We start from the raw sequence: 26537 nt of genomic DNA, 5'->3' as shown, positions 1-26537 counted from the left end.
TTAAGAGAGTTATTTTAATGATCTGCTATAGATAATCATTTATTGTAAACAAACGGCTTATTCTATTGTCTTAATGTAATAGTATATTAAGGGTGATATTGTATGGTTGCCCTTGAATAGTAGGCGTGTAGTACCCATTTAATTAAAAAACTTGAGGGTTATTACTGATATGCAATTTATTGATTATTATAAAGTATTAGGAGTAGAGCCTACTGCTGACGATAAGACGATTAAGGCTGCTTATCGTAAGCTAGCACGGCAGTATCATCCTGATGTAAATAAAGAGGCAGGAGCAGAGGATAAGTTTAAGGAAGTCGCTGAAGCCTATGATGTATTAAAAAATCCAGAAAAACGCGCTGAGTTTGATCAGTTGCGCCAATATGCACAGCATGGTGGTAATTTTGAGGTGCCACCTAATTGGCAATCACAAGCAGGTGCGGGCAATGGTGGTTTCCATTTTGAAACAGATGGAGAGATGGGGGATTTCTCAGATTTCTTTGAGTCCATTTTTGGAGCAGGTCGTCGTGCAAGCGGTGCACATGCTAATGCAGGTGGTTCAGGATTTTCTTTTAAACGAGCGGGGCGAGATATTGAGTTAGAGTTACCCGTCTTTTTAGAGGAAGTTGTTTCTGGTGACTCAAAAGCTATTAGTTATAGAGTACCTAGTTATGATACTAATGGCCAGCGTCAAGCCGATATTACCAAGAACTTAAATATGAAAATTCCTAAGGGTGTTGTGTCAGGTGAACGTATCCGTTTAAAAGGACAGGGCGCACCTGGTATTGGAGGAGCAGCTAATGGGGATTTGTATTTAATTATTAAATTTGCTCCTCACCCTGATTTTGATGTTAAAGACTATGATCTGACTTTATCGCTACCAATAACACCTTGGGAGGCTGCATTGGGTGCTAAAGTGGCTATTCCTACATTAGCAGGTAAAGTTAATATTAATATTCCTGAAAATAGCCAAGCAGGTCAAAAATTTAGGGTTAAAGGCAAAGGTTTACCTAAGAAGAAAGATGGGGAAGCTGGCGATTTATATGTGATGTTGAAAATAGTTATGCCTCCGACTTTAAATGCGGAATCTAAGGCTTTATGGCAAGAACTGGCCGCTAAAAACTCTTTTGATCCACGTGCAGGGGGTAAAAAGTAATGGTTACTGTCATTGTTTATGATGTGCGAGAGTTATGCCAAGCTATTCATATTTCTGAACATTGTCTAATTGAAATTGTAGAGCATGGTATTGTAGAGCCTGAGGGTGATTCTATTGCAGAGTGGGTGTTTGATACACAGGCATTAGCACTGGTTAGAAAAGCAGTACGTTTACAGCGTGATTTAGAACTTGATTGGACAGCTACTGCATTAGCTATTAACTTGCTAGAGCAAATAGATCAATTACATTCTGATAATGAATACTTGAAACAGCGCTTAAAACGGTTAGAGCTAGCTCAAATTAAGTTGATTTAAAATATTAACTGATTGTTAGTTGATAAGTTATCTTGTTTGAAACAAAAAAAAGGTTCATATTTTTCCGTTATTAGGTATTTTCAGGTAAACTAAGCATTGGTTTTTATCCTAAGTTTAGAGACGAGTTGAGTTTATATGTCAAACGCTCATGCCACCTTATTAATAATTGATGATGATAGAGTGGTACGTGCGAGTATAGCGGCCTATCTAGAAGATAGCGGCTTTACCGTATTACAATCAGCAGATGGTGCCGAGGGGCTAGCAGTATTTGAAAGCAAGCGCCCTGATTTGGTTATTTGTGATTTACGTATGCCAAAATTAGGTGGGATTGATCTAATACGGCATATCGTTGAGGTAGACCCGGAGCTTCCTGTGATTGTGGTTTCTGGTGCAGGCGTTATGAATGATGCTGTAGAGGCTTTACGTTTAGGTGCGGTTGACTATTTAATTAAACCTATCGAAGACTTAGCTGTTCTTGAACATTCAATAAAACGTAGTTTAGAGCGCGTTAAATTAGCAAAAGAGAACTATCTTTATCAATTACAGTTGCAAGAAAGCCTTAATTTATTAAAAGAAGACCAAGATGCAGGGCATCGGGCACAAATGAATATGTTGCCTGAAACGCCTTGGAATACTAATGGCTTACATTTTGCGCATAAAGTTATTCCCTCGTTGTATTTATCAGGGGACTTTGTGGATTATTTCCGCATAGATGATGAACAAGTTTTCTTCTATCTGGCGGATGTTTCTGGGCATGGAGCTTCTTCTGCATTTGCTACTATTTTATTAAAATTTATTACAACCAGCTGGTTGTACAAGTTGCATCGCAAAGGGTTAGTTAGGGAGTTGAAACCTTCTATTTTATTAGGCCATATTAATAAGGGACTAATAGATAGTAAAATAGGCAAGCATGTAACAATGGTAATGGGTATAATTAACGAAAAGAATAATACACTCACTTATACAATGGGGGGACATTTGCCACTCCCCGTGCTGAGTAGTGAAGGAAAAGGGCATTATTTAGAAGGAACTGGTAAGGTTGTAGGCTTGTTTGAGGATGCTGTGTTTGAAGATATTAAAATACAGTTGCCAACAAGTTATACATTAACGTTATTGTCTGATGGTATTTTGGATTTATTACCTGGTAATGATCTTAAGGAAAAAGAGCTATTGCTTCCCAAATTGGTTGCAGAAAATGATGGTTCGTTGGAGTCATTATTAGATGTATTAGGTTTGGCAGAGTTAGAAGCATCACCAGATGATATATCATTATTGTTTATACGCGGAAACGCCATATGAGTATTGAGCATTCAACAGGGAAGATTTTATACACTGAACAGGATGATCTATTTGTTTTAAAATTAACAGGAGATGTTCGTTTAACATTATGTACAGCTCTTGATACAGCAATTTCTAAGCTGTTTGCTGAAAATAAATTTAAAGGTGTTACTTTAGATTTAATGGATGCAGTAAGTTTAGATAGCACAACATTGGGATTATTAGCTAAGTTATCTATTTTAGCTAAGCAGTCAATTAATGTTTTGCCTACCTTAGAAACTTCTAATGAAGATATTATTCGTTTATTAGATTCTATGGGTATAAAGGATTCTTTTGATATAACTGAGGGTAAGCAAGAACAATGGCTTGACCTTAAAGATTTAACTTCTGATGTTTGCTCTGAGGCCTTTGTAAAGGAGAAAGTATTAGAAGCGCATAAAATTCTAATGGATGTTAACGATAACAATAAAGCAGCATTTAAAGACCTAGTAAGTACTTTAGAAGCACAATAAATGAAATGGCGCAAATTTTAATCAGAAAAGACCACTTATAAGTGGTCTTTTTTATGAGTGCTAATTTTTAACTCGTTGTAAACGAAGCCGTAATTTACGATTAGAAATATGTTGTGCATAAGCATTACCACCAATAGCGGTAGCAATACCTATAACCACGATGGCAAAAAATACTTCTTTAGGTAGGGAGGTTAAATAGCCTGTTACAGAGGCAATTACTAAGCTAACAGCGATTAATACTAAGACAACACGAGGCACTATGGTGATATAAAAGCAGGGATTACCAAAGTTAGCAAAGCGATTTCTTTCTTCTTCATCTACTAGTGCAATAGGATTTTTACAAAAAGGACAACTAATGCTTTGTTCAGCACGTAATGCTTGTTGTTGTTTGGAATTAAGATGAAAAGGTCTTTTACAGCAATCAGGTAAGCCTTGGGCTCCTAATACAAATTTAATCATAAAGGCTCAATCATTCATTAAAAAGTAAATTAATTAATAGCGGTTATCTACTATAATAACATCATAAAGTAAAAATAAATGCGTTTACTAGTAATTTAGCTGATGAGTTTAGGCAATGGCAGATAAAGTAAAACGGTTTTGGGAAACTAAGACTTTACAGGAAATGACCACAGAAGAGTGGGAAGCACTATGTGATGGTTGTGGATTATGTTGTTTACAGAAATTACAAGATGATGAGGATGATTGTGTCTACTACACGCGTATTGCCTGTAAACTGTTGGATTTAAAAACTTGTCAGTGTCAGCATTATATTGATCGTAGACAATATGTAGCTGATTGTATACAACTTACTGTAAAAGATATTGATAGTTTTCATTGGTTACCGCCTACTTGTGCTTATCGTCGGTTAGCTGAAAATGATAAATTGCCTGATTGGCATCCATTATTAACGGGTGATCCAGCAACGACCATTAAATCGGGTATTACTATGTCAGGCAAAATGTTAAGTGAAACGAATGTTAGCGAAGATAAATGGGAAGATTATTTAATTTTTAGAGTAGGATAGGCATATTATTTGTTAAATAGTGGTCATTACTTCAAACTTAAACTAGGTACGGATTAATAGGTTAAAGCAGCATGATTCAATTTCGTAATGTAGGCATTATAGGTCGTTTAGGCAGTCAACAAGTGATTGATACAGTGTTTCGGCTGAAACAGTTTTTAGCAGAGAAAAACCTACATGTGATGTTGGAAGAATCCATTGCTGAAGCGATCTCTGAGCATGATATGCAAGTAGCCTCCTATAGCCTAATGGGGGAAAGCTGTGATTTAGCTATTGTGGTGGGTGGTGATGGCAGTGTACTTGGTGCAGCAAGGGAGTTAGCACCTTATAATATTCCTTTATTAGGTATTAATCGGGGTAATTTAGGTTTTTTAACAGATATCAAGCCTGATGAATTAGAAGCTCAGATAACAGAAGTGTTAGAAGGGCGTTATATTGTGGAAGAACGCTTTTTATTAACTGCTCATTCCTACCATAACGATCAATCTACAGGTTGTGCTGATGCATTAAATGATGTCGTACTGCATGCTGGTCAATCAGCACGGATGATTGAGTTTGAGATTTTCTTGGATGGTCAATTTATTAGTAGCCAACGTGCGGATGGTTTAATTATTTCTACACCTACAGGTTCTACGGCTTACGCGCTTTCAGCAGGTGGCCCTATTATGCATCCTAAGCTAGACGCTATTGTAGTAGTACCAATGTATCCACATACACTTTCTAGTCGTCCTATTGTGGTGGATGCGCGCAGTGAGTTAAAAATAGTTATTTCTCCTAATATCGATATTCATCCACAAGTTTCCTGTGATGCACAAAATCATTTGTATTGTGCACCAGGCGATGTCATTACGGTACGCAAAAATAGACATAAAGTTAAGTTATTGCATTTACTAGATTATAACTACTATGAAATTTGTCGTAATAAGCTCGGTTGGGGCAGTCGTTTGGGAAGGGAACATGACTAATGTGGCTTGATCCAAAGAGGGGATACGACATTATAGGAGATATACATGGTTGTGCTAATGCGTTAAGCCAGTTATTAGAACAGTTGGGTTATAGCAAGCAGCAAGGTGTGTGGCGACATCCTAAGCGGATGGCTTTATTCTTGGGGGATATTGTTGATAGGGGGCCTCATATTAGAGGGGCCTTGCATATAGTTAAAGCGATGGTAGATGCAGGGCAAGCTATTTGTTTAATGGGTAACCATGAGTATTATAGCTTAGGTTGGTTTACCCCACGTCAAGATAAGCCAAGTGAGTTTGTACATGCTCATAATGCAAGAAATAAGCGCATAATAAATGAGACACTTGAGCAATTTGCTGCTTATCCTGATGAATGGCAGGAATTTTTACAATGGTTTTATAGTTTGCCTTTATTTATTGATGCAGGACGTTTCCGATTAGTACATGCCTATTGGGATCAACTGTTAATTAACCAGTTTAAAGAACTTTGTCCTAACCAACAGATTACTCCTGAGTTATTACAGCAATCTGTTTATCATCATAGTGTGGCTTATAAGATATTTGATCATTTATTAAAAGGATTGAGGTTACCTTTACTCGATGGTCAGGTATTAGTAAGCAAAGATGGTTATGCCCGTAATGTCTTTAGGGCAAAATTTTGGGCAGATCATCCTGAGACTTATCAAGATGTAGTTTTTCAACCTGATGCATTGCCACATAATGCAATGATTACCCCTTTAACTGATCAACAAAAACATAGTTGTTCAGTTTATTCAGCTGATGAGCCATTATTATTTGTAGGGCATTATTGGTGTGAGGGAATGCCTGCTCCTATCCAAAATAATTTAGCTTGTCTTGATTACAGTGCAGTAAAATATGGTAAGTTAGTGGCTTATCGTTTAGATGATGAAACGAGGATAGATCGTAATAAGTTTGTTTGGATAAATGTAGAAAGACCCCATTAGTCTTATATCAAAAGGCTATTATTTTCGATATATTTAATTTTACTTAGAAAAGAAATAACCATTTTATATTGCTCATCGCAATATGGAATTTTTACTAATGATGAAAAAAATAATTATTTTATTACTGCTATTAAATTTGAGCTGTTATTGGAATTATTTACAAGCTACATCTATTGCTTATCAATCGAATGAAGTAGTCGCAGAAAATGAATCTTTTGTCCGTAAGCTAATTAATACAACTAAGCAAGGCTTTCTAGTACAGGATTTTTACCAAGAAGGTATGAAGTATACTGATCCTTATCTATTATTAAATCAACAGCAACTAGCATTAAATAATTTTGAGTTAGATGATTATTTAAATTATCACATCGATGGCGTTTTGATTGTCTGGCGCAGTGATGGTCAAAAGTTTTTAGAAGCTAATTTTTTAAAAGGTAAACCACAGGGTACTTGGACTTATTGGAACTTTTTAGGTGGTAAAAGCCTAGAAGGTAATTATCAGCAAGGGGAAAAGGTTGGCGAATGGATATCATGGTATAACAACCAGCGAATAAAACAACGAGGTAGTTATATACAGGGCAAACAGCAAGGTCATTGGCAAATGTGGCATACCAATGGTCAGCAACAATATGATGAGTTCTATAGCAATGGCTTGTTAAATGGTACATGGCAGAGTTGGTTTTATGATGGTAAATCAGAAATCACTGGGCAATATAAACAAGGTAAAAAAGAGGGATTCTGGCAGGGTTTCTATGATTCTGGGGATAGGTTTATTCATTACTATCAAAATGGCTTTGAAGATGGTTTATGGCAACGTTGGTACGCTAATGGACAAAAAGCTTATGAAGGGCGTTATCAACAGGGCAAACGCCATGGTATTTGGCAATATTGGCATGATAATGGTCAGTTGTCAGCCAAAATAACCTATAAGCAGGGCGAAGCTACTGGGCAAGTAACGAGAATGCACCTTAATGGTCAATTAGCACAACAGGGCAGTTATGTACAAGGTAGGCGGCAAGGGTCATGGTTAGCTTGGTATGATAATGGTGAAAAAAGAGAACAGAGTAATTATCAGCAAGGTTTACAACAAGGACTTTGGACGCTTTGGTATCCTAATGGTAATAAGTTTATAGAAGCCAATTACCAAGAGGGTGAGAAGCAAGGTAAATGGTTGCAATGGTATGATAACGGTAAACCATTATTAACAGGTGAATATAATCATAATTTAGCGAATGGTACATGGCAATATTGGGCTGAGGATGGCTCCAAGTATAAGCAACAACATTATATAAAAGGTGTTTTGCAAGATTAGTACGATGTTTTACAGTAATAGCTAATAGTGATACATTAAAAATAATGTTTAAACACTAAATGTTTTCTAATGAGGGAAAGTTATGGCTGTAATATTACAAATCGATTTTACTATGTCGGCAGATATGTTGGGTGATCGTTTGGTTAATCCTGCCACAGAGTTAGCTAACAGTATTACTAAAGAACCTGGTTTTATTGCTAAAATCTGGACAGAGAATAAAGCAACCAATGAAGCTGGTGGTATTTATCTATTTAAAGACAGAGAGTCAGCCCAAAACTATGTAGATATGCATCAAAAACGAGTAGAAAAAATGGGTGCAAGCAATATCAACTATAAAATATTTGATATTAATGAGGCTTTAACAAAAATTACTCAAGGGCCACTGCATTGGGATTAATATAAAGTAATTGATAACTACATAAACAGTAGCTATTTTCCGCTATAATAGCCACCGTTTATCTTTAGTAGGAAATAGCAAATGTTAGTATTGGGGTTAGAAACCTCTTGTGATGAAACAGGTGTGGCGTTGTATGACAGCAAAAAAGGGCTATTAGCTGACGCTTTATTTAGTCAGATTGACTTACACCGTATTTATGGTGGAGTAGTACCTGAATTAGCATCACGCGACCATATTAAGCGGTTAATCCCTTTACTAAATCAAGTGTTAGCTGAAGCAGGCTGTGCAAAGTCAGCGATTGATGCCATAGCCTATACCGCAGGGCCAGGTTTAGTGGGTGCTTTGTTAGTAGGTGCTTCATTTGCTCAAGCGCTGTCTTTTGCGTGGGGTATTCCCTCCGTAGGCGTGCATCATATGGAAGGTCATTTGCTAGCGCCTATGTTAGAAGAAAATCCTCCTAAATTTCCTTTTGTTGCTTTATTAGTATCTGGTGGTCATACCCAATTAGTGAAAGTGGAAGGTATTGGTCGTTATGAATTACTAGGTGAATCTGTAGATGATGCCGCAGGTGAAGCCTTTGATAAAACAGCTAAACTATTAGGGCTTAATTATCCCGGTGGACCAGAAATTGCTCGTTTGGCAGAGCAAGGCATGGTAAAGCGTTTTAAGTTTCCCAGACCTATGACCGATCGTCCTGGCTTAATGTTTAGTTTTAGTGGCCTTAAAACCGCAGCTTTAAATGCTTGGCAGCAATGCAAAGCAGATAATGATGATAGCGAACAAACTAAAGCCGATATTGCGTTAGCATTTCAGCAGGCAGTAGTGGAAACATTAACTATAAAATGTGGTCGAGCCTTAGAACAAACAGGTTTAAATCAATTGGTTATTGCAGGTGGTGTGAGTGCTAATAAAGTGCTTCGTCACTCTTTAGAAGAAATGGTTAAACCTTTCAAGGGTAATGTATTTTATGCACGCCCACAGTTTTGTACTGATAATGGTGCAATGATTGCTTATGCAGGTTGCCAACGATTAATGGCGGGTGAACATGGCGATTTAGCAATAGAAGTAAGAGCACGTTGGCCAATGGAACAGTTACCTGCAATTTAACAAATATAAAGGGTATCGCTAATTGATACCCTTATATGTATTGATTACTTGTTATAGATTAATTTTAATTTGTAAACAAGTCCTGCTATTACGGCACCTAAGATAGGGAATACAATAAATACCCATAATTGTGATAAGGCATGTCCATTAAATAAGGCTGGGCCTAAGCTACGAGCAGGGTTAACAGAAACACCTGTTACATGAATACCAACAATATGAATAAGCACTAAGGTAAAGCCAATAGCTAATCCTGCAAATTTGTTTAATGCTTGTTCATGGGTAGAACCAAGAATAACAAATACAAAGATAAAAGTAGCAACAGTTTCAAATAATGCAGCAGCAAGTAAATTATATTGACCTTGATAACCAGCACCATAGCCATTGTGTCCAAGGCCATTAGCTAGTGTAAAATCAGGTGAGCCACTGGCAATAAGATAGAGAATAGATGCTCCTGCGATAGCTCCAAGACATTGAGCGATAATGTAAGGAATAGCATCTTTTATAGAGATACGATTACTTACTAGTGCACCAATAGTAACAGCAGGGTTTATATGACAGCCTGAAATTGGCCCTATGGCATAAGCCATTGCTACAATGCTAAGACCAAAAGCAAACGCGATACCTAATTGTCCTACTTGATCTCCAGCTAATACAGCCGCACCACAACCAAATAACACTAAAGTAGCCGTTCCAATAAATTCAGCAAAATATTTTTTCATGATAATAAATCCAAAGGTTTTTTATTATTATATACCCGTTTGATATAAAAGATATTTTTATTCTTTAGTCTAGTAGCTATATTTTTAAAAATGGCGTTCACGGCCCGCTATTAAATCACGTAAATTACGGCGATGACGCCAAAGGATTAGCACACAAAGTACTAGAATAGGTAAAAGAATAGTGTGTTCAAATAGAATGGATATCATTGTCATAACAGCAAGTGCTAGTAAGGCAGAAAGTGAACTAGTACGAGTAAAGTAAAAAGTTATTCCCCAAGCAATGATAGCAATCATACCTATAATAGGAGATACAGCAAGCACCATTCCTGCTGCGGTAGCGACACCTTTACCACCTTTAAAGCGAAAATAAATAGGGTAAAGATGGCCAATAACAGCGCCTATACCAATCCATGCTTGTTGTTCTAATGTAAAATCTAATTGTTTAGCAATAAATACTGGTAAAATACCTTTTATTAAATCACCTATTAGGGTAAAAACAGCAAGGCGCATGCCAGCTACTCGCATCATATTGGTAGCTCCAGGATTCCCTGAGCCTAACGAGCGAGGATCTGTTTTTCCTGTTACTTTGCTAAGTAAAATAGCAAAAGATACAGAACCTAATAAATATGAAAAAAGTAGTAACAACCAAAACATGTTAATTATTCCTATCCTAATTGTTGATTGTAGCGAGATATTGTAATGGTGGATATAGTTTTTATTGAAAATCTTGAGGTTAGCTCTGTGATAGGAGTCTATGATTGGGAAAGAAATATTCGACAATGTCTAATAATTGACTTACGAATGGCATGGAATAATAAACAAGCTGCGCTAGGCGATGATATTACAAAAGCATTGGATTATGCCAAGGTATCTGAAGTTATTGAAACCTTTGCAGATAGTAGTCAGTTTCAATTAGTAGAAACTTTTGCTGAGAAATTAGCAGCGTTATTACAGCAACAATTTAATATTCCTTGGCTTAGCTTAAAAATAACCAAACCTGGAGCTGTACCTGCGGCGAAAGGAGTAGGTGTGGAGATTGAACGCGGATGTCGTTAACACAAGTTTGGTTAGGTTTAGGTAGTAATATCGATCAACAGCAGCATATTTCTGCGGCTTTATTGGCTCTTTCTAATGCATTGCAGGATATGCAATGTTCTCCTGTGTTTGAAAGTGAATCTGTAGGGATTACTAGCAGTAATTTTTATAATCTGGTGGTAACAGGTTCTACTTCATTACCTCTCTTTGAATTAAGTGCTATCTTAAAGAAAATAGAAGCAGATAACGGACGTTATGATAAGAACAAGAAGTCTTTACCACTAGATGTGGATTTATTGTTGTATGGCGAGCAAGTAGGTGAGTTTGATCATATTACGTTACCTCATACAGGTATTTTAAAAAATGCCTATGTGCTATTACCACTTTCTTTGCTATCACCTTTCCATAAACATCCAGTATTGGGTATGACCTTTTCTGAAATATGGCGACACTCACAGTCTGAGATAAATCAAAAATTGTGGATGATTGATACTCCTTGGCTTTGTTTTTAAAGCTAGTATACTACAGATACTAGTTGTTAGTTTTATAGTTAGGTGTGATAATTCTAACAATATCAACAAAAGGAGTTTGCCATGAAAGAGCGTGGTACATTTGTTATTAATGCTTATGCAGGTTTTATTGTTTTAACAGTATTTATAGGGATAGCTATTTATTTATTAAAACCCATATTAAGCGAACAATTACCAAGCATTACTAATATAGTAATTGCTGCTGTATTGGTATTCGTGTCATTTTTATTGCTTACTTCTTTGCGTATTATTGAACCTAATCAAGCACGGGTTATTATTTTCTTTGGTACTTATTTAGGTACTATTCGTAAGAGTGGTATTTTTATGACGGTGCCATTGGCTAAATCGATTGATGTTTCATTACGGGTTAGAAACTTTAATAGTAATACTTTAAAAGTAAATGATATTGATGGTAATCCTATTGAGATTGCAGCAGTTGTGGTTTATCGGGTAATTGATACAGCTAAAGCGTGTTTTGATGTGGAGCATTATGAGTACTTTGTTGCCGTACAAAGTGAAACAGCCATTCGCCATGTGGCTACTAAATATCCTTATGATACATTTACTGATAGTGATATTTCATTGCGTGGTAATGCTGAGGCAGTAGCTGAAGAGTTGACTCGTGAATTGCAAGAGCGACTTTCTGTAGCGGGTGTGGAGGTAATTGAAGCACGTATTACCCACTTGGCCTATTCACCTGAAATTGCTAGTGCAATGCTACAGCGTCAACAAGCTAAGGCGATTCTTTCGGCTAGACAAATTATTGTGGAAGGTGCTGTTTATATGTCTAAAACAGCTATTGAGCAATTAGAGAAAGATGGAACCCTTAATTTACAGGGTGAACAACGTGCAAAATTAGTGAACAATTTATTGGTTTCTATTGTTAGTGATCGCGGCACACAGCCGATAATTAATACAGGTACGTTGGACTAATACTAAGGAAGAGATGAATAGTAAATTAAGGCGATTATTATTGTTTTGGGGATAAATTTATTTATGACTGTAATAGCTAATCAATCTATTCAAAACCTACCTACTCCTGATAAGACTGGTGGGAAACCGCTAATGCTTGCATTAGCGGAACGTAAAACGATTCGTGATTTTAGTGATAAGCCGATAGCAGAACAAACACTAAGTGATTTGTTATGGGCTACTTGGGGGATGAATCGAGATGGTTGGCGTACTGCTCCTACTAGTATGAACAATCAACAGATGATTGTTTTTGTGGTAAAACCAGATGGTATCTGGCGTTACAATGCTAGCCAACATCAGCTAGAGAAAGTACTAGAGCAAAGTTATTATGCCGCTTTTGGTGGTGCACCACTGACTTTTATTTATGCAGGCTCGCAAGGTAAGTATGATGCATTATCAATAGGAGCTTTATATCAAAATGCAGGCCTTTATTGTGCTTCAGTAGGTTTAGGCAATGTGATTGAAACTAATCATAATCAGGTATTAGCTAATAGATTACCAATGCCTGTGGGCTATAAGATTTACATAACACAGTCATTTGGTTGGCCAGCATAGTAGCTTTGTCTACCCCTTAATACTAAGGGGTAGACATTAAAATTTACATTAATACATCATCAACTGGGTTGATAGGTTCAGGTAGTTCTTGCCCGATTATTTCTTTTACATTAATTTCTAAATTACGGCTCATAGCATCTAAGGGTAAATCATTTTGTTGTGCGTCAAATGGGTCAGAAATTTGGTCACCTAATGCATCTAAACCAAAAAATGTATAAGCTAAAAAACAAACGGCAAAAGGAGTAGTCCAGCCAATACTATCCACTAAGCAGAAAGGTAAGACAAAACAATAGATATGTACTGTTCTGTGTAGTAATAGAATATAAGGGAAAGGCAAAGGGGTATTCTTTATTTTTTCACAACCACTCAGTACACCTGAAAGATGGCTTAGCTCACGATCAACACTGGATAATAATACAGCATTGGTATTAGTTTTTTGACAAACGTTAGCGAACTCTATGCCTAATTTACTTAAGAGATTATTAGGGATATTAGGAGACTTCTCCAGTTCTTGATATTCTTGCTTAGTAAGATAGGGTTCTAGATCTTGTAAGGGACTATTATCCCGCAGTCTATTCCGTAATCCATAACTAAAAGCAATAATTTTATTGGTAATAGCTTGTTGTTCTTCCTTAGTCAGTTGTGGAAAAAAACTAACCAGTTGTCTGGTTAAGTTACGACTACTAATTAGTAATTGTCCCCATAATGTTCTAGCTTCCCAGAATCGTTGATAAGCAACATTATTTCTAAAACTTAAAAAGATAGCTAAGGTAATCCCCCAAATAGTAAAGGGTGCCGCTGTAATAATAATCTTATAGTGGTAAAGCGTACCATGGCTTAATACAACAACTGAGCTCAGTAATACAGTGAATAATACTCTACGCCAAATAATAGGAATAATTGATCCTTTCTTGGAAAAGAGGATAGCAAAGGTAGAAGGTGTTGTTGAGTGAATAATCATAAAAGAATAACTAAGCAAGACGGATAAATTAATTTTAATAGGAAAGCAATTTTTTTCAATACAACAAACAGTTTATTTGACAATCTTTCATAATAAAGTTTACTTAGGTTGTAATTTAAATGAGTTCAAGTCTTTTTTTATCCATGGCAGTTTATGCGTTAGTAACCTCTATTACCCCAGGCCCTGTTAATGTGGTGGCATTAAGTTATGGTACTCAGTATGGAGTTAGAGTTTCCGCTATTTATGTAACAGGGCAGGCTACAGGCTATACCTTGTTATTATTGCTGATAGGTTTAGGGTTACATCATATTTTAGAGCTTTACCCATTACTGATTACTATTATTCAATGGGCAGGCATCGCATTTTTACTTTTTCTAGCCTATAAATTTTTTACTGATAATGGACAATTACAAACTAGTAAACAGCGAAATAGTAATAGGCCTTTTTTATATGGTGCATTAATGCAATGGCTTAATCCTAAAGCATGGCTTTGTGCCGTGGCAGGTATTGGAGCGTATACAATGCAAGGTAATACATTATTGGTTTGGAAATTTGCGGTTATTTATTGGATTATCTGTTTTTTATCGGTAGGCTGTTGGGCTTATGCAGGTATTTTTCTACAACATTTTTTGCAAAAGCCTAATTATTTAAAACGTTTTAATCAGTTAATGGCATTGTTATTAGTAGCCAGTGCTATCTTTTTAGCTTTATAAGTTAAGTTTGGTATTGTTTTGGTGTAGCTGATAATAGCTTTTTAAAAGTACGTTGAAAGTGTGCTTGGTCAGAAAAACCACTGGCCATAGCAGCATCGATAATATTGCTACCCTGTCTTAATAAATTTTGTCCATATTGAATACGGCGGTTAATTAAATAATCATGGGGTGTCATGCCGTAATATTTTTTAAAACTACGAATCAGGTAATAAGGCGAAAGTTTAACCTGTTCACATAGAGTATCTAAATATAGAGAGTCTGTGCAATGTGCAGAAATATAATCAGCTACCTGCTGTAATTTATCATGGGGTAGGGGTAGTTTATCTGTGATAGCAATAGGGGTAATTTGTTGTTGTAATAATGAAAAGAAATCAATAACAGCTAATTGTTTATATAATACTTCATAGTCTGAGTTAGAGAGCGTTGTATAAAGTTTTTTTAATCCTTGATAGATAACAACATTGTGGGTAATGGTTTGTGGGAACGGATAAAAACGACCATCATTAATTCCCAGTTCTTGCTGTAAATTAGATAACCAAACAATATCTACATAGTACATAAGATAAGACCATGGTTGGTCATCAATTGGGTTACAGGCATGTACTGTATCAGGATTAATTAATACAACAGTTCCAGCTTGGGTTTGATGATTAATAGTACCATCAAAATAACTGCTAGTTCCTGCTGTAATAGCTCCAATTGAAAAAGTACTATGCATATGTTGCTGATAACAAGCTTTTCTACCATCAGCAACAGCACGTACTTCTAAAAAGGGTAAAGCAGGATGACGCCAGAATATAATAGGGTTTGTTGTGTCCAATTTGTTACCTGCATTATTTAGTAGTTTACATAGTTATACTAATAGTCAGCTACTGATATGGCAAGTTAAGTTACTAATTGGCTCCCTGTTTAGGCAAACATAGAGAAATAATTGCTGCAATAATCAGTAAAATGCCTGCGCTACCAAAAGCTATCCAATGGTTATGGAATACTTCATAAGCCCAACCACCTAACCATGAACTGATCATGGCGCCAATTTGGTGGCCTAAGTAAGCCCAACCATAGAGAATACCTACTAGGCGAATACCATAGACATCAGCAAGAATAGCTGAGGATAGTGCTATACTACCTGACCATACTAAACCGCCAATAGCCGCTACTGTATATAGTTCCCATTTAGTAGTTACCATTACTAGTGCAAGAAAACCTAAGCCCCGCACAAAATAAATAGCGGCAAGCATGTGGCGACGTTGGAATATATCTGAGATACGACCTAGTATCACTGTACCAAAGATAGCTACTAAGCCAATTAAGCCAATGCCTAATGAACTAGTAGTTTCATCAAAGCTGTGATCTATCAGCATGGGAATACCGTGTGTACCCAGTAGATTCATACTAAAACCACAGGTAAATAGCCCTATACAAATTTGCCAGAAAGGGAGGGTACGCATTGCCTCGCTTATATTTGCATAAGCAGCAGTAGGTTGATGTATTTTACTAGTAGCGGCTTTTTTAGCTATTTGATCAGGCAGTAAATCGGTATGCTCGGGTGCATCATCACGAATAATGAGTAAAGCAGTAGGAATAGTGAGTAGTGCAAAGATGATAGCATAACCCACCATTGTAGTTTGCCAACTAAATTGACTAATAGTATAGGTAAAGACAGGCGTCATTACAGCAATACCAGCCATTGAACCTGTTGATAAGAAGAATAGTGCCATGCCACGTTTGCGCGTAAACCAGCGACTTAATACAGGTGTTAAAGCCACAGGGCTTGTAAAAGCGAGACCTATTGATAACACAATACCAAAGGCTAGAAAAAAGCTAATTAACGTATTGGCAAACACTGTCCAGATTGAAGCACTAACAACAATAATAGTTCCCAAAATAAGTACAAACCTGGTGCCATATTTATTAACTAAATAACCTGCGATGGGCATACCAATACCATAAAACAGCATACCAATGGCAATAATGGCCGATAACCAACTACGGCTAAAACCAAGATCATGTAACATAGGTAAGAAAAATGGGCCAATACTCATCCGCATACCTACTGTTAACATGGTTAATAGGGTGGCTGCGGCTACAATATTCCAGCCAAAATACCAACTACCTGAACTATTTTTAGTCAATTTAAATTCCTCTGTTATTTTTAGTTTATTACTGTTACGTTATATTTTACTTAGTTAATCGTAGGGATTATTGTATTGATTAGATCATGTAGTTAATTATCAGTATTGTTAATAAGTTATTTTTAAAATTAGCTAGATTATAGCAATCTGTTATTAGAAACTCTAATAAATAGTTGGCAAAAAAAAGGGTACAAATTTGTACCCTAAAGAGTGATAAAAATGGTTGATTAGAAAGTGTATCGATAGCCTATATTGATTTGTTGTTTATCGAAACGGTTGCCATTGGCATAGTTTAAGTCTGCATGGATAGTATGTTGCTTATTAATAGTCATACTTACACCCAACTCATTATCCCAAAAGTTACCTTTAAAGCTGTGTTTCTCTTTACTGTTGTTTAAGTGATAACTGATATTGTCACCTGTAAACTCTCTTACATAACCTGTTTTCAGATAAACATTAATAGGGTTAGCTGTGTTTTTTACTTGATAGCCCACTGCAGTACTGACTCTGCCTAAAGTAGAGTTATAATCACTTAGTTTTATATTTAAGCCATTAGAGGCATGGACAGTATCACCTTGTTGATGCATGTAGCTTAACTGTACTTGTGGTTCTAAATACAAACCATCATTAGGGTTTTGAATGAAGAAACGTTTGCCAGCTTCTACCGATAAACCATATCCATTACTGCTAGCATGTCCAGATACTTTATTATTTTGAGTATCTTTAACACTAAAGTTATTTTTAATATGGTCATATTTTAAGAGGGTATCCACATAGAAGTCACTTTCTGTGATATAGGTACCATATAATCCAAAGTTATAACTGCGTACTCCACCATTACCACCGCGGTAATTAGGATTGGCATCCGTATAACCAGCTGCAACACCAACACGGAGAGCTCCTGTTGAAAGGTTAAGTAACTTATCTGCACCTATTTGTGTGCCACGATAGTTCATATCGAAGCCACCAAGATTGCCATCAAACGAGTTTAATTTACCCGCAAAACCACGCATCCAAATATCCACATCTTTAGTGTTTTCTGTATTACGCAGGTCGCCCATTCGTTGCATAAGGTTTTGGGTGTTAATGTAGCTCATTAGGTAACTGGTATTCATAAAGTTACCTGCTGCTTGTGCGGTAGTAGTTAATTTACCACCGCCACCAGGGCTAACAGGTCCTCTATTACAATTAGCATCTGCACAAAGTACCCAGTTATTGCCTTCTTGACGTAAACCGAACTCGTAACCACCTTGTTCAACTCGGCTGTATAATCTGAATTGGTTGGCATTGCCACCACTGGTAGTTTCTACTACAGTCAGTTTATCTGTTACTTGAGCAGTAGATGCTCCATTATTAGCAATGAATAGTTGATTATTACTATTAGCATCTAATTGATTTACTTTAATTAGGTCACCAATTTGGTTACCAATATCCGCTTGCATAGCATAGATACCATTACCTTTTAAACTGTTTACATTTAAGGTAACAGGATCAAAACTATTCACAGGAATATTAGTACCTAGTTGTACGGCACCAAATGAAGCGACACCATTATTTTCTAAGTTGGTAATATTAACAAAACTATTACCTGATCCTGATAAAGCAGTGTTAGCAATTAGTTTTAAATTACTTTGACTGTCAATAGTCGCATTGGCAATATTAGAGGTTTGGCTAGCAGAGCTTTGTATTGCTAATGTACCTTGATTGGTGATGTCTAGAGTACCTTGTGAGATACCACCATCATATATACTGGTGTAACCACCGTTTACGGTTGTATCTTTAATAATGCCAGCACTATTTACAACCTGTGACGCACCTGTATTAATAGTATTATTAATGACTTGTCCACTTCCCCAAACTTGTTGTAAACCACCAGTATTAATAACGTTGTTAGTGGCTATAGAACCAGTATTCTGTACTTTTTGTGCACCACCATTGTTCACTGTAGTATTGGTTGCTAGGCCACCACTATATACTTGTTGTGTACCGCCATTAACAGTAGTATCAGTAGCTAATCCATTGCTGTAAACATATTGGCTACCACTATTTAAGGTGGTGTTTTCTGCTTTACCAGCACCATTACTACTAGCATAAACTTTTTGTATACCACCATCGATAGTTGTATAAGTGACTAGCCCATTGGCATAGACATATTGTACACCTTGACTATTAATAGTTGTTTTATGGGCTTGTGAGCCTATGCCATAAACAGACTGCATGCCATTATTAATAGTAGTGTTTTCTGCATAGCCACCACCATTTTGAGTGGCGAAATTGGTGTTATAAATAAATTGAGAGCCACCATTGTTAATAATTGAACCAATGGCTTTGGCACCAGTACCATAAACGTTTTGCCGACCACCATTAATCAAGGTGTCTATGGCTGTGCCACCTTGGGTTGCATTGGTATTGACATTACCTGTTTCTAAGTAAACGTATTGTTTGCCGCCTGTTTCAATTATAGAGCCGGTAGATATACCTCCAGCCAATACCATTTCTGTACCACCATTTTTTACAGTGGTATTAGTAAGTTCTGCTGGGAATATATCCCAATCTATACTGTCATCAACAAATGCACCAAAACCAGCTTGGCCAACCATAACCCTACCACCATTTTCTACTGTGGTATTGTTTGCTGTACCGCCAACCCGTAACTCACTACCTTGTCCTGTAACAGTGGCATTTTCAGCCGTAGCATAAAAATATTCATTACTATCAGGATTACAGTTATTATTATTACAACCTGGGAGTAATACTAATTGTCCACCATCTTGAATAGTGGCATTAATATAGTCATGGTTAAAGGCATATACACCTGGGTGAGTAACAACTTCATTTTCTGAAATTTGATTGGCTAACCTTGCAAGCGCAGGGTTTACAATTGTTAGTAGCAAAAGCGGATACAATAGAGCACTAGAAGGTGCTCTAACAAACTTTGTATAATACATTTAGGATAATACTCCGATAATTACGGCTGACTTAATCGAAATATCCAAATAAAATTAGGAAGTTAAGTCGTTTATATGAGTATACTATACTTTGGTCTATGTTTTTTATTATAAGTTTCTTTAAGTGTGATGCCGTTCACTATATGTTTAGGTATTCATAACTTTTGTTGGCTATTATTCATAAAAGTATGAATTAATAGGTTGCTTAACTTGTTTGCCTAGGGCTTTATTATAGTGAAGAGGTAATTAATTGCTGAAAGTGCTTTGTTTTAATAAATTCATTAATAGGCATAGGTTTTCCTAGTAGATATCCTTGTAGAAAACGCACCCCTTTTTCTCTTAAATAGTTAGCTTGTTCTTCTGTTTCAATACCTTCAGCAAAGGACTCTAATTTGCAGTTATGGGCTATTTCTATAATACTATCTAAAATATTTTTTGAAAGAGCATCTGATCCAATACGTGATACAAAACTTTTATCTATTTTTAAATAATCTATTGAAAAATCATATAAGTAGCTTAGGTTTGAGTTACCTATACCAAAATCATCTAAAGCAATTTTGGCATTTAAGGTATGAAGTTCTTTAAATAATAGTTTAGTGGTCTCATTTACTTCAATAAGTTCTCGTTCAGTTACTTCTATGACTAGGGTTGCTTTGTTGGTTCTTAAATGTTTAAAGAACCTTCTGCAGTCATTTATAAATTCTAAATCTTTGCAATGAAAGCATGAAATATTGAACCCAATATGAAAATTATCAGGTAATTTTTTGGCATAAGGAGCTAGGGTAGTGGCTACCTCTTTCATAATTAATTGGGTCATTGGAATAATAAGCCCTGTTTTTTCAGCAAGAGGTATAAAGGTATCAGGCATAATGATAGTTGAGTTAGAGTCATGCCAACGTGATAAAACTTCGACCCCTATTATTTGATAATCCTCTGCTCTAAAAAGTGGTTGAATATAAGCTTTTATTTTTTCATCTCGAATAGCCATATGTAATTCATAATAGGATCCAGATATATTTTTTATTACCCAACGCGTAAAAAAATAACAAATGATTGTTAATAAAGTGACAATAAAAAAGTGTTTGCCATAATAAAAAAGTAATACTCCTATGGTGGGTGGGCTAATATAGGAGGTTTCTATTATATAGGGTGTTTGTCCAAGTGACGGAGTTTTAACAGTGTAATAGTTTTTTGTATAAGGGGTAACTCCTTGGTAAGTAATATTTGTATTGTCTAATTTTAAAGTGACTAGCTGTGTATCAAGTCGGGGCTCAAGAATATGTTTAATTTCTTGATCATCTATAACCATAATAACAGCATTATTTTCCTTATTATTATTGGGATAAGGCATATCAAAAACTTGGTTAAATAAAATATAAGAGACTTTAGGTATACGATCCAGATTATTAAAGTACTGTTTAGCAACAAATTGATTATCTGATGAGCAAAAAAATTGTTTATTTTTTATTAAATCAATAGATTTGATTTCAGGATTATTCTTTACAATTGCCATTAATAGCGGACGAGTAGTTTTACAATCTGTGTCTGTAAGGTGCAGAGTAGTTGTTGCAATAGTATAGATGGAGGCCATTATTTCATCTATATGACTGATAGCCATATAGTTAGTTTGTGTTGAAAATGCTCGCCCTTGATATTTTGCATATAGGAAAATACCTGTATATCCTATGAGTCCAGTAAAAATAGCTGTTATAAAGGGATAAAGTTTTCGTAAAATAGCAAAATTTTTTTTTCTTGAAAGTTCCATGCTAATTACACTCGCCTGAATGGGTGATGGCAGATATTATTTGAATTTTATAGTTAATTTATTGTTCTATCTCTATATTTATTGAAAAAATATACAGATTAGTTGAGTTGACTTTTAAAATATGGGCTTTGGATAAAGTCTTTGATAGGGATTGGAGGAGAGAAAAAATATCCTTGTAGATAGGTAACCCCTTTTTCTTTTAGATAATTAGCTTGCTCTTCAGTTTCAACGCCTTCCGCGCAAGATTCTAATTTACAATTTTGAGCAATTTCGATGATTGCGTCTAGAATATTTTTAGAAAGAGCATCTGAGCCAATACGTGAGATAAAACTTTTATCTATTTTTAAGTAGTCAATGGCAAAATCGTAAAGATAGGAAAGGTTAGAATTGCCAACACCAAAATCATCCAAAGCAATTTTGGCATTAAGTTTGTGTAACTCTCTAAATAATTGTTTAGTAGTATCTGTTACCTCTATTAGTTCACGCTCAGTTATTTCAACAACTAGTACAATTTTATCATTATTAACTTGTTTATAGAATTGTTTACAATCGTTTATTAATTGTAAGTTTTCACAGTGTTGTCGAGAAATATTAAAACCAATATGAAAGTTTGAAGAAATACTAGAACTAAAAGGAGCTAATGTTTGTGCTACTTCTTTCATTAGCTTTTGAGTTAAAGGGATAATTAATCCTGTTTTTTCAGCCACAGGAATAAAAGTGTCTGGACTGATTATACCCATTTGTGGATGATGCCAACGTGCTAATATTTCTATACCTGTTAGTTCACCAGTTTTAACACTAAAGATAGGTTGCGTGTAAGGTTTGATTTGATTGTTATTGATAGCTGTATTTAATTCATAGTAGGTGCTTGAAATATTATTAAGAAACCAACGAGTGACAAAATATGAGAAAAAAGCTAGCAGAATAACTAATAATAAGGGTATACCATGAAAATAAAATAAAATTTGTAAATTTAATGGATATATATAGCCAGTTTCAATTGTATAGTTATAACCAATATATGATTTTTCCTCAATTGGTTGATAGATCGTTGGTGTTTCTTTATCTATGCTGTGATAAGTAATGGTATGGTCATCTAGTTTTAATGTAATGATTTGAGTAGGAATCCTAGGGGTTAAAATCTCTTTTAGTGCTTCAAAACTAACAACAGTAATAATTATACGATGTCTTTTTGTAGTGTCTACTGAGTGATCTAAGACAATATCGTTATCTAACAGCATGAGAGCTGTATCTGGTGTATGTTGCTGCAATAATAGCTTTGTATTATTAGTTGAATTTGTACCATCTATATTGTTCTCAGACGAACAATAAGGTTTCTCATTTTTAAGTAAATTAATGGCTTTTATTCTATGGTTTTTAGCAACAATTTCTTCTAAGATAGGCTTGATTGTTTCGCAGTCAAGTTCTATAAGGGGTAGAACTGTAATAGTAGTTGAGTGAAGAGAAGTCAGTAGATCATCTATTTTACTAGTTACTATGTGATTAGTCTCAGAAGTAAAATTTTGCCCTTTTGTATAGGCATAAAAATGAATACCTGTATAACCAATGATGAAAATAAAAAATGCTACCATAAACGGATAAAGTTTACGTAGACTTGAAAAGCTTTTTATTTTGGTGGATTTCATGTAATAACTTATATTTAGTTGTTAAATGTAAATAATAAATTCCTTTCTAATACTGCTTTATTTAATGATTATAACAGGATTTATAATATATTATTATTGTATAGAATTTAGGGTATTTTTATATAATGAATAGGTAGTAGATTACTAATGATAAGGAGCTATGTTTTTGCATAAAAAAGCCTGTTAGGATTTAACAGGCTTTATTTTATATAAAAGAGCTTATTGTGCTTCTACTAGGGTTGTTTCTTCAGGGGCAGACCACACACGATAACGAACTTCAACATCTTTAGGCGCATAAACTACGATAGGTAATTTACTGTTATAGCGCGTAAATGTTTGAGTTGTCATTGGGACAAACGCTTCATGTTTATCATTATTAGGGCAAGCCATCATTGTAGAGGCAGGTTGGCCTACTTGTTCTACTACATAATAACTATAACCCCAACCTTGTAAATCTTTCTCTTCAACACTACCGCCAAGCATATAGCGGTTACAGCTATCAATCATAATTTTTTTGCCAAATACAAGTTCAACTTTGTAGTTTTGTTCATCCTGTTTAGGCTCTAAGAAAATAGCATAACGTTTTTGGTTTTCAGTTGCTTCTGGATAAGGCGCAACATCTTTTAATGCCTTAGGTTTCATGCCTTGCTCTTCCTTTTGTGGAGCTTTTACATCTGTTTGCGCTGGTTTAGCATTAGTTGCTTGAGTAGGCGTATTATCATTAGCTAATGCATAAAAGCTTGCACAACCTAATACAGTGGAAAGGCAAAGAGCAGAAATTTTTTTCATAACAATACCTGTTAGTAATCATTAAATTTGAATAAACACTAATTACTTTAATAGTAATTAACTTAGTACTTAATCATACTATAAAATAATAACGAAATAGTCATATACTATTGTACTACAAGATATTAACAGTAATTATTTATTAGCCAGTATCACAGCACGTTTAGGTGCTGGTAATCCTTCTATAGTGAAGTTGTGATCATTAGGGTCTAGAAAGTCTGGTAGCGATTGAAAAGTCATCCAGTCAGTTGATCGCTGTTCTTGAATAGTGGTTTGACTGATATCAACACAGCGAATATTGTTATAGCCAGCACGTTTTAACCACAGTATTAAAGCGGGAACTGAAGGCAAAAACCATACATTACGCATTTGTGCATAACGATCTTCTGGAACTAATGCTTGTTGTTCATCACCCTCAATAATGAGTGTTTCTAAAACTAACTGCCCACCTTTTACAAGACAGTCTTTTAACTCAAGCAAGTGATCAATAGGGGAGCGACGATGATACAGTACACCCATTGAGAATACTACATCAAAACTTTCTGACTGTTGGGGAAAGTCATCTAAGGTAAAAGGTAATGTCCATACAGGTAAATCAGGAAGGTATTTTTTGATGGCTAAAAATTGGCACATAAAGAGTAAATTAGGGTCAATGCCTAATACATATTTTGCACCTGCGCCTAACATACGCCATTGGTAATAACCATTGCCACAACCTACATCTAAAATATGTTTATCTTGTAGATTAAGATGGGGACTAACTCTATTCCATTTCCAGTCAGAATGCCATTCGGTATCTATAAAGGTATTGAATGTTTTGAAAGGACCTTTACGCCAAGGCATTAGTTTGCGTAAGGCTTGTTCTAGTTGGGTGTGTTGTTGTTCAGAAATAGCGCCGTTAATAGCAAACTCTTTGGCTAATTCGATATGTTCAACATTAAGTTCTGGTAGTTCCGCGATAGCAGCTCGCCAGCGAGGTAAGTCACCATGTTCTCTAGCTAGTCTCTTTTCTACTAGTTGGGGTAGTTGGCGTGCCCATGCTTGTAGATTGGTTTTTGCTAAGAGGGGTATTAAGTCAGTTAAGTCAATCATGGTAAGGCAATAAGAGAAATAAAGTTAAGACATTGAAACCAGACAGTTACTTTGGAAAAACCAGCATCATGTAGCCTTTGCTGGTGAATAGCAAGTGTATCTATTTTCATTACATTTTCAATAGCTGTACGCTTTTGAGCTATTTCAAGTTCGCTGTAGCCATTAGCTCTTTTAAATGCCAAATGTAAATCATTGAGAATATGTTGTGCATGACTGTCATCAAAGCGAACTTTTTCGGAAAGTAATAATGCGCCTTTTTTATCAAGAATGTTATAAATATTTTTAAGTATTTCTAAACGCTGCTCAGGCTTAATGAACTGCAAAGTGAAATTCATAGTAATTACAGAAGCTGCTTGCCAATCCATAGTTACAATGTCATCTTGTATTACTTGTGTAGGCACAAGTTCTTGGTACATGGCTTGTTGTGCAGTTAAATACTCTTGGCAGCGCTGTACCATAGGTGCTGAGTTATCAATCGCTAGAATACGACAGTCTGGTTGTTTTACATGACGGCGCAAAGCTTGAGTTACTGCGCCTAAGGAACAACCTAAGTCATACAGTAAACTATAGGGTTGAGCATATTGCGCAGCGATTACCCCAATATTTTCTACAATAGTAGGGTAGCCGGGTACAGATCGTTTGATCATATCTGGAAAAACGTTTACGACATCTTCGTTAAAAACGAAATCAGGCACTTTTTCCAGAGCAGTAGCAAAAATATTATCAGTTTCTTTCATAGTGATTTAAAGTAGATAGAACGCTTTATTTTAGCATTATGCTGGTATATATTCCTAGCAATGATAACAGAGAGTATTTAATGGTAAAACTTGAGTGGAGAAAACAATAATGAAATTAAAAATGTTTCAGGTAGATGCATTTACTGATACGCTATTTCAAGGCAATCCTGCGGCAGTTATACCATTAGCAGAGTGGTTGTCTGAGTCTCAAATGCAGCAGATTGCAGCTGAAAATAATTTAGCAGAAACTGCTTTCATTAAACAGGTTACAGGTAATAAGTATCATATTCGTTGGTTTACTCCTACCGTAGAAGTACCTTTTTGTGGCCATGCTACCTTAGCCAGTGCTTTTGTTTTATTCCATGAAAATGAATCATTAAATGAAGTAGTGTTTACCACTGAGCAAGTAGGGCAATTAATTATTTATAAGGGAGAGAATGGTTTTATACAGATGGATTTTCCTAATAGAAAACCTACTGAGGTAATTGATAATCCACCACAGGAGTTGTTAGCGGGGCTAAGTATAAAGCCACAGCGAGTGGTGCGTAACGTTCAAGCCTATTTTGCTATTTATGAGAATGAGCAACAGGTACGTGATGTAGTGGCTAATGGTGAGCAACTCTGTCAGCTGGATCCTTATTCTGTAACGATCACAGCACCTGGTAAAGAATATGATTTTGTTTCACGTTTTTTTGCAACTAATCATGGTGTTGATGAAGATCCAGTAACAGGTTCGATTCATACAGGATTAGCTCCTTATTGGGCAGAGCAATTAAATAAGACCCAACTATCTGCTTATCAGGCTTCTGCGCGAGGCGGTAAGTTATTATGTGAGGTTAAAGGTGATCGAGTAGTGATTGAAGGAAAAGGCGTTCTTTATTTAGAAGGTTATATTTATTTGTAATATTTTCATAAGAAT

Annotated in this window: 28 protein-coding genes; 16 read left to right on the top strand and 12 right to left on the bottom strand. The window is 35.7% G+C overall.

Annotated features, from left to right (window positions below; translation table 11 throughout):
* Positions 1 to 169: 169 nt before the first annotated feature.
* The 4 genes from ACQVD9_RS12600 to ACQVD9_RS12585 all read left to right on the top strand — a co-directional run bounded on the left by ACQVD9_RS12600 (position 170) and on the right by ACQVD9_RS12585 (position 3257).
* Positions 170 to 1153 carry a DnaJ C-terminal domain-containing protein gene (locus tag ACQVD9_RS12600; protein WP_264746299.1) on the top strand — a complete coding sequence of 328 codons (984 nt, stop codon included), beginning with the start codon at positions 170 to 172 and terminating at the stop codon, positions 1151 to 1153.
* Positions 1153 to 1467 carry a chaperone modulator CbpM gene (locus ACQVD9_RS12595; RefSeq protein WP_264746298.1) on the top strand — a complete coding sequence of 105 codons (315 nt, stop codon included), beginning with the start codon at positions 1153 to 1155 and terminating at the stop codon, positions 1465 to 1467. Before ACQVD9_RS12600 ends, ACQVD9_RS12595 begins: the two co-directional genes overlap by 1 nt.
* A gap of 135 nt (positions 1468 to 1602) precedes the next feature.
* Positions 1603 to 2766 carry a response regulator gene (locus ACQVD9_RS12590; protein ID WP_264746297.1) on the top strand — a complete coding sequence of 388 codons (1164 nt, stop codon included), beginning with the start codon at positions 1603 to 1605 and terminating at the stop codon, positions 2764 to 2766.
* Positions 2763 to 3257, top strand: a complete 495-nt coding sequence (locus ACQVD9_RS12585; RefSeq protein WP_264746296.1) for an STAS domain-containing protein — start codon at positions 2763 to 2765, stop codon at positions 3255 to 3257. The genes ACQVD9_RS12590 and ACQVD9_RS12585 overlap by 4 nt, the downstream gene beginning before the upstream one ends.
* Before the next feature lie 60 nt (positions 3258 to 3317).
* Here ACQVD9_RS12585 and ACQVD9_RS12580 read toward each other — a convergent pair whose 3' ends face one another.
* The gene (locus tag ACQVD9_RS12580) at positions 3318 to 3716 is read right to left on the bottom strand and encodes a hypothetical protein (protein WP_264746295.1); all 399 of its coding nucleotides are present in this window, start codon (positions 3714 to 3716) and stop codon (positions 3318 to 3320) included.
* 115 nt (positions 3717 to 3831) lie between these two features.
* Here ACQVD9_RS12580 and ACQVD9_RS12575 point away from each other — a divergent pair, with 115 nt between their 5' ends.
* From ACQVD9_RS12575 to tsaD, 6 genes are all read left to right on the top strand, one after another.
* Positions 3832 to 4281 carry a YcgN family cysteine cluster protein gene (locus tag ACQVD9_RS12575; protein WP_264746294.1) on the top strand — a complete coding sequence of 150 codons (450 nt, stop codon included), beginning with the start codon at positions 3832 to 3834 and terminating at the stop codon, positions 4279 to 4281.
* 71 nt (positions 4282 to 4352) lie between these two features.
* The gene (locus ACQVD9_RS12570) at positions 4353 to 5243 is read left to right on the top strand and encodes an NAD(+) kinase (RefSeq protein ID WP_264746293.1); all 891 of its coding nucleotides are present in this window, start codon (positions 4353 to 4355) and stop codon (positions 5241 to 5243) included.
* Complete coding sequence (locus tag ACQVD9_RS12565) at positions 5243 to 6205, top strand: metallophosphoesterase (protein WP_264746292.1); 963 nt, start codon at positions 5243 to 5245, stop codon at positions 6203 to 6205. Before ACQVD9_RS12570 ends, ACQVD9_RS12565 begins: the two co-directional genes overlap by 1 nt.
* 97 nt (positions 6206 to 6302) lie before the next feature.
* The gene (locus tag ACQVD9_RS12560) at positions 6303 to 7517 is read left to right on the top strand and encodes a toxin-antitoxin system YwqK family antitoxin (protein ID WP_264746291.1); all 1215 of its coding nucleotides are present in this window, start codon (positions 6303 to 6305) and stop codon (positions 7515 to 7517) included.
* 82 nt (positions 7518 to 7599) lie between these two features.
* Entirely contained in the window at positions 7600 to 7914 is a 315-nt protein-coding gene (locus ACQVD9_RS12555; RefSeq protein ID WP_264746290.1) for a monooxygenase, read from the top strand.
* A gap of 81 nt (positions 7915 to 7995) precedes the next feature.
* A complete protein-coding gene (gene tsaD, locus ACQVD9_RS12550; RefSeq protein ID WP_264746289.1) occupies positions 7996 to 9021 on the top strand; it encodes a tRNA (adenosine(37)-N6)-threonylcarbamoyltransferase complex transferase subunit TsaD in 1026 nt (341 codons plus the stop codon).
* 44 nt (positions 9022 to 9065) lie between these two features.
* Here the strand turns inward: tsaD and aqpZ are convergent, their stop codons facing one another.
* Together aqpZ and plsY are read right to left on the bottom strand one after the other, a co-directional pair.
* Complete coding sequence (aqpZ, locus tag ACQVD9_RS12545) at positions 9066 to 9740, bottom strand: aquaporin Z (protein ID WP_264746288.1); 675 nt, start codon at positions 9738 to 9740, stop codon at positions 9066 to 9068.
* A gap of 84 nt (positions 9741 to 9824) precedes the next feature.
* Positions 9825 to 10394, bottom strand: a complete 570-nt coding sequence (plsY, locus tag ACQVD9_RS12540; protein ID WP_264746287.1) for a glycerol-3-phosphate 1-O-acyltransferase PlsY — start codon at positions 10392 to 10394, stop codon at positions 9825 to 9827.
* A gap of 48 nt (positions 10395 to 10442) precedes the next feature.
* Between plsY and folB the strand changes: the two genes are divergently transcribed.
* The 4 genes from folB to ACQVD9_RS12520 all read left to right on the top strand — a co-directional run bounded on the left by folB (position 10443) and on the right by ACQVD9_RS12520 (position 12832).
* Positions 10443 to 10796 carry a dihydroneopterin aldolase gene (gene folB, locus ACQVD9_RS12535; protein ID WP_264747902.1) on the top strand — a complete coding sequence of 118 codons (354 nt, stop codon included), beginning with the start codon at positions 10443 to 10445 and terminating at the stop codon, positions 10794 to 10796.
* Complete coding sequence (folK, locus tag ACQVD9_RS12530) at positions 10787 to 11287, top strand: 2-amino-4-hydroxy-6-hydroxymethyldihydropteridine diphosphokinase (RefSeq protein ID WP_264746286.1); 501 nt, start codon at positions 10787 to 10789, stop codon at positions 11285 to 11287. The genes folB and folK overlap by 10 nt, the downstream gene beginning before the upstream one ends.
* Positions 11288 to 11368: 81 nt before the next feature.
* A complete protein-coding gene (locus tag ACQVD9_RS12525; RefSeq protein ID WP_264746285.1) occupies positions 11369 to 12238 on the top strand; it encodes an SPFH domain-containing protein in 870 nt (289 codons plus the stop codon).
* Positions 12239 to 12301: 63 nt separating this feature from the next.
* Positions 12302 to 12832: a nitroreductase family protein gene (locus ACQVD9_RS12520; RefSeq protein ID WP_264746284.1), complete on the top strand. Its 531-nt coding sequence runs from the start codon at positions 12302 to 12304 to the stop codon at positions 12830 to 12832.
* Between the two features lie 43 nt (positions 12833 to 12875).
* On the opposite strand, the gene ACQVD9_RS12515 is transcribed toward ACQVD9_RS12520, so the two are convergent.
* A complete protein-coding gene (locus ACQVD9_RS12515) occupies positions 12876 to 13793 on the bottom strand; it encodes a bestrophin family protein (protein WP_264746283.1) in 918 nt (305 codons plus the stop codon).
* Between the two features lie 119 nt (positions 13794 to 13912).
* Between ACQVD9_RS12515 and ACQVD9_RS12510 the strand changes: the two genes are divergently transcribed.
* The gene (locus ACQVD9_RS12510; protein ID WP_264746282.1) at positions 13913 to 14506 is read left to right on the top strand and encodes a LysE family translocator; all 594 of its coding nucleotides are present in this window, start codon (positions 13913 to 13915) and stop codon (positions 14504 to 14506) included.
* A gap of 1 nt (position 14507) precedes the next feature.
* Here the strand turns inward: ACQVD9_RS12510 and ACQVD9_RS12505 are convergent, their stop codons facing one another.
* From ACQVD9_RS12505 to cmoA, 8 genes are all read right to left on the bottom strand, one after another.
* A complete protein-coding gene (locus ACQVD9_RS12505) occupies positions 14508 to 15326 on the bottom strand; it encodes an AraC family transcriptional regulator (protein WP_264746281.1) in 819 nt (272 codons plus the stop codon).
* Between the two features lie 73 nt (positions 15327 to 15399).
* A complete protein-coding gene (locus ACQVD9_RS12500) occupies positions 15400 to 16641 on the bottom strand; it encodes an MFS transporter (RefSeq protein WP_264746280.1) in 1242 nt (413 codons plus the stop codon).
* A 227-nt stretch (positions 16642 to 16868) separates the two neighbouring features.
* A complete protein-coding gene (locus ACQVD9_RS12495) occupies positions 16869 to 19589 on the bottom strand; it encodes an autotransporter outer membrane beta-barrel domain-containing protein (protein ID WP_264746279.1) in 2721 nt (906 codons plus the stop codon).
* Positions 19590 to 19818: 229 nt separating this feature from the next.
* Complete coding sequence (locus ACQVD9_RS12490) at positions 19819 to 21354, bottom strand: EAL domain-containing protein (protein ID WP_264746278.1); 1536 nt, start codon at positions 21352 to 21354, stop codon at positions 19819 to 19821.
* Between the two features lie 98 nt (positions 21355 to 21452).
* Positions 21453 to 23000, bottom strand: coding sequence for an EAL domain-containing protein (locus ACQVD9_RS12485; RefSeq protein ID WP_264746277.1), 1548 nt, complete (start codon positions 22998 to 23000; stop codon positions 21453 to 21455).
* A 219-nt stretch (positions 23001 to 23219) separates the two neighbouring features.
* The gene (gene eco / locus ACQVD9_RS12480) at positions 23220 to 23789 is read right to left on the bottom strand and encodes a serine protease inhibitor ecotin (protein WP_264746276.1); all 570 of its coding nucleotides are present in this window, start codon (positions 23787 to 23789) and stop codon (positions 23220 to 23222) included.
* 135 nt (positions 23790 to 23924) lie between these two features.
* Complete coding sequence (cmoB, locus tag ACQVD9_RS12475; RefSeq protein WP_264746275.1) at positions 23925 to 24881, bottom strand: tRNA 5-methoxyuridine(34)/uridine 5-oxyacetic acid(34) synthase CmoB; 957 nt, start codon at positions 24879 to 24881, stop codon at positions 23925 to 23927.
* On the bottom strand, positions 24878 to 25618 hold the full coding sequence (cmoA, locus tag ACQVD9_RS12470) for a carboxy-S-adenosyl-L-methionine synthase CmoA (protein WP_264746274.1): 741 nt from the start codon (positions 25616 to 25618) through the stop codon (positions 24878 to 24880). Before cmoA ends, cmoB begins: the two co-directional genes overlap by 4 nt.
* A 109-nt stretch (positions 25619 to 25727) precedes the next feature.
* Between cmoA and ACQVD9_RS12465 the strand changes: the two genes are divergently transcribed.
* Positions 25728 to 26522 (top strand): PhzF family phenazine biosynthesis protein, encoded by a 795-nt coding sequence (locus ACQVD9_RS12465; RefSeq protein WP_264746273.1) that lies wholly within the window; start codon positions 25728 to 25730, stop codon positions 26520 to 26522.
* Positions 26523 to 26537 lie beyond the last annotated feature (15 nt).

The sequence above is a fragment of the Entomomonas sp. E7T21 genome, assembly GCF_058693955.1.
Note: the sequence above shows the minus strand (reverse complement) of the source record. Positions and strands in the feature narration are given on the sequence as shown.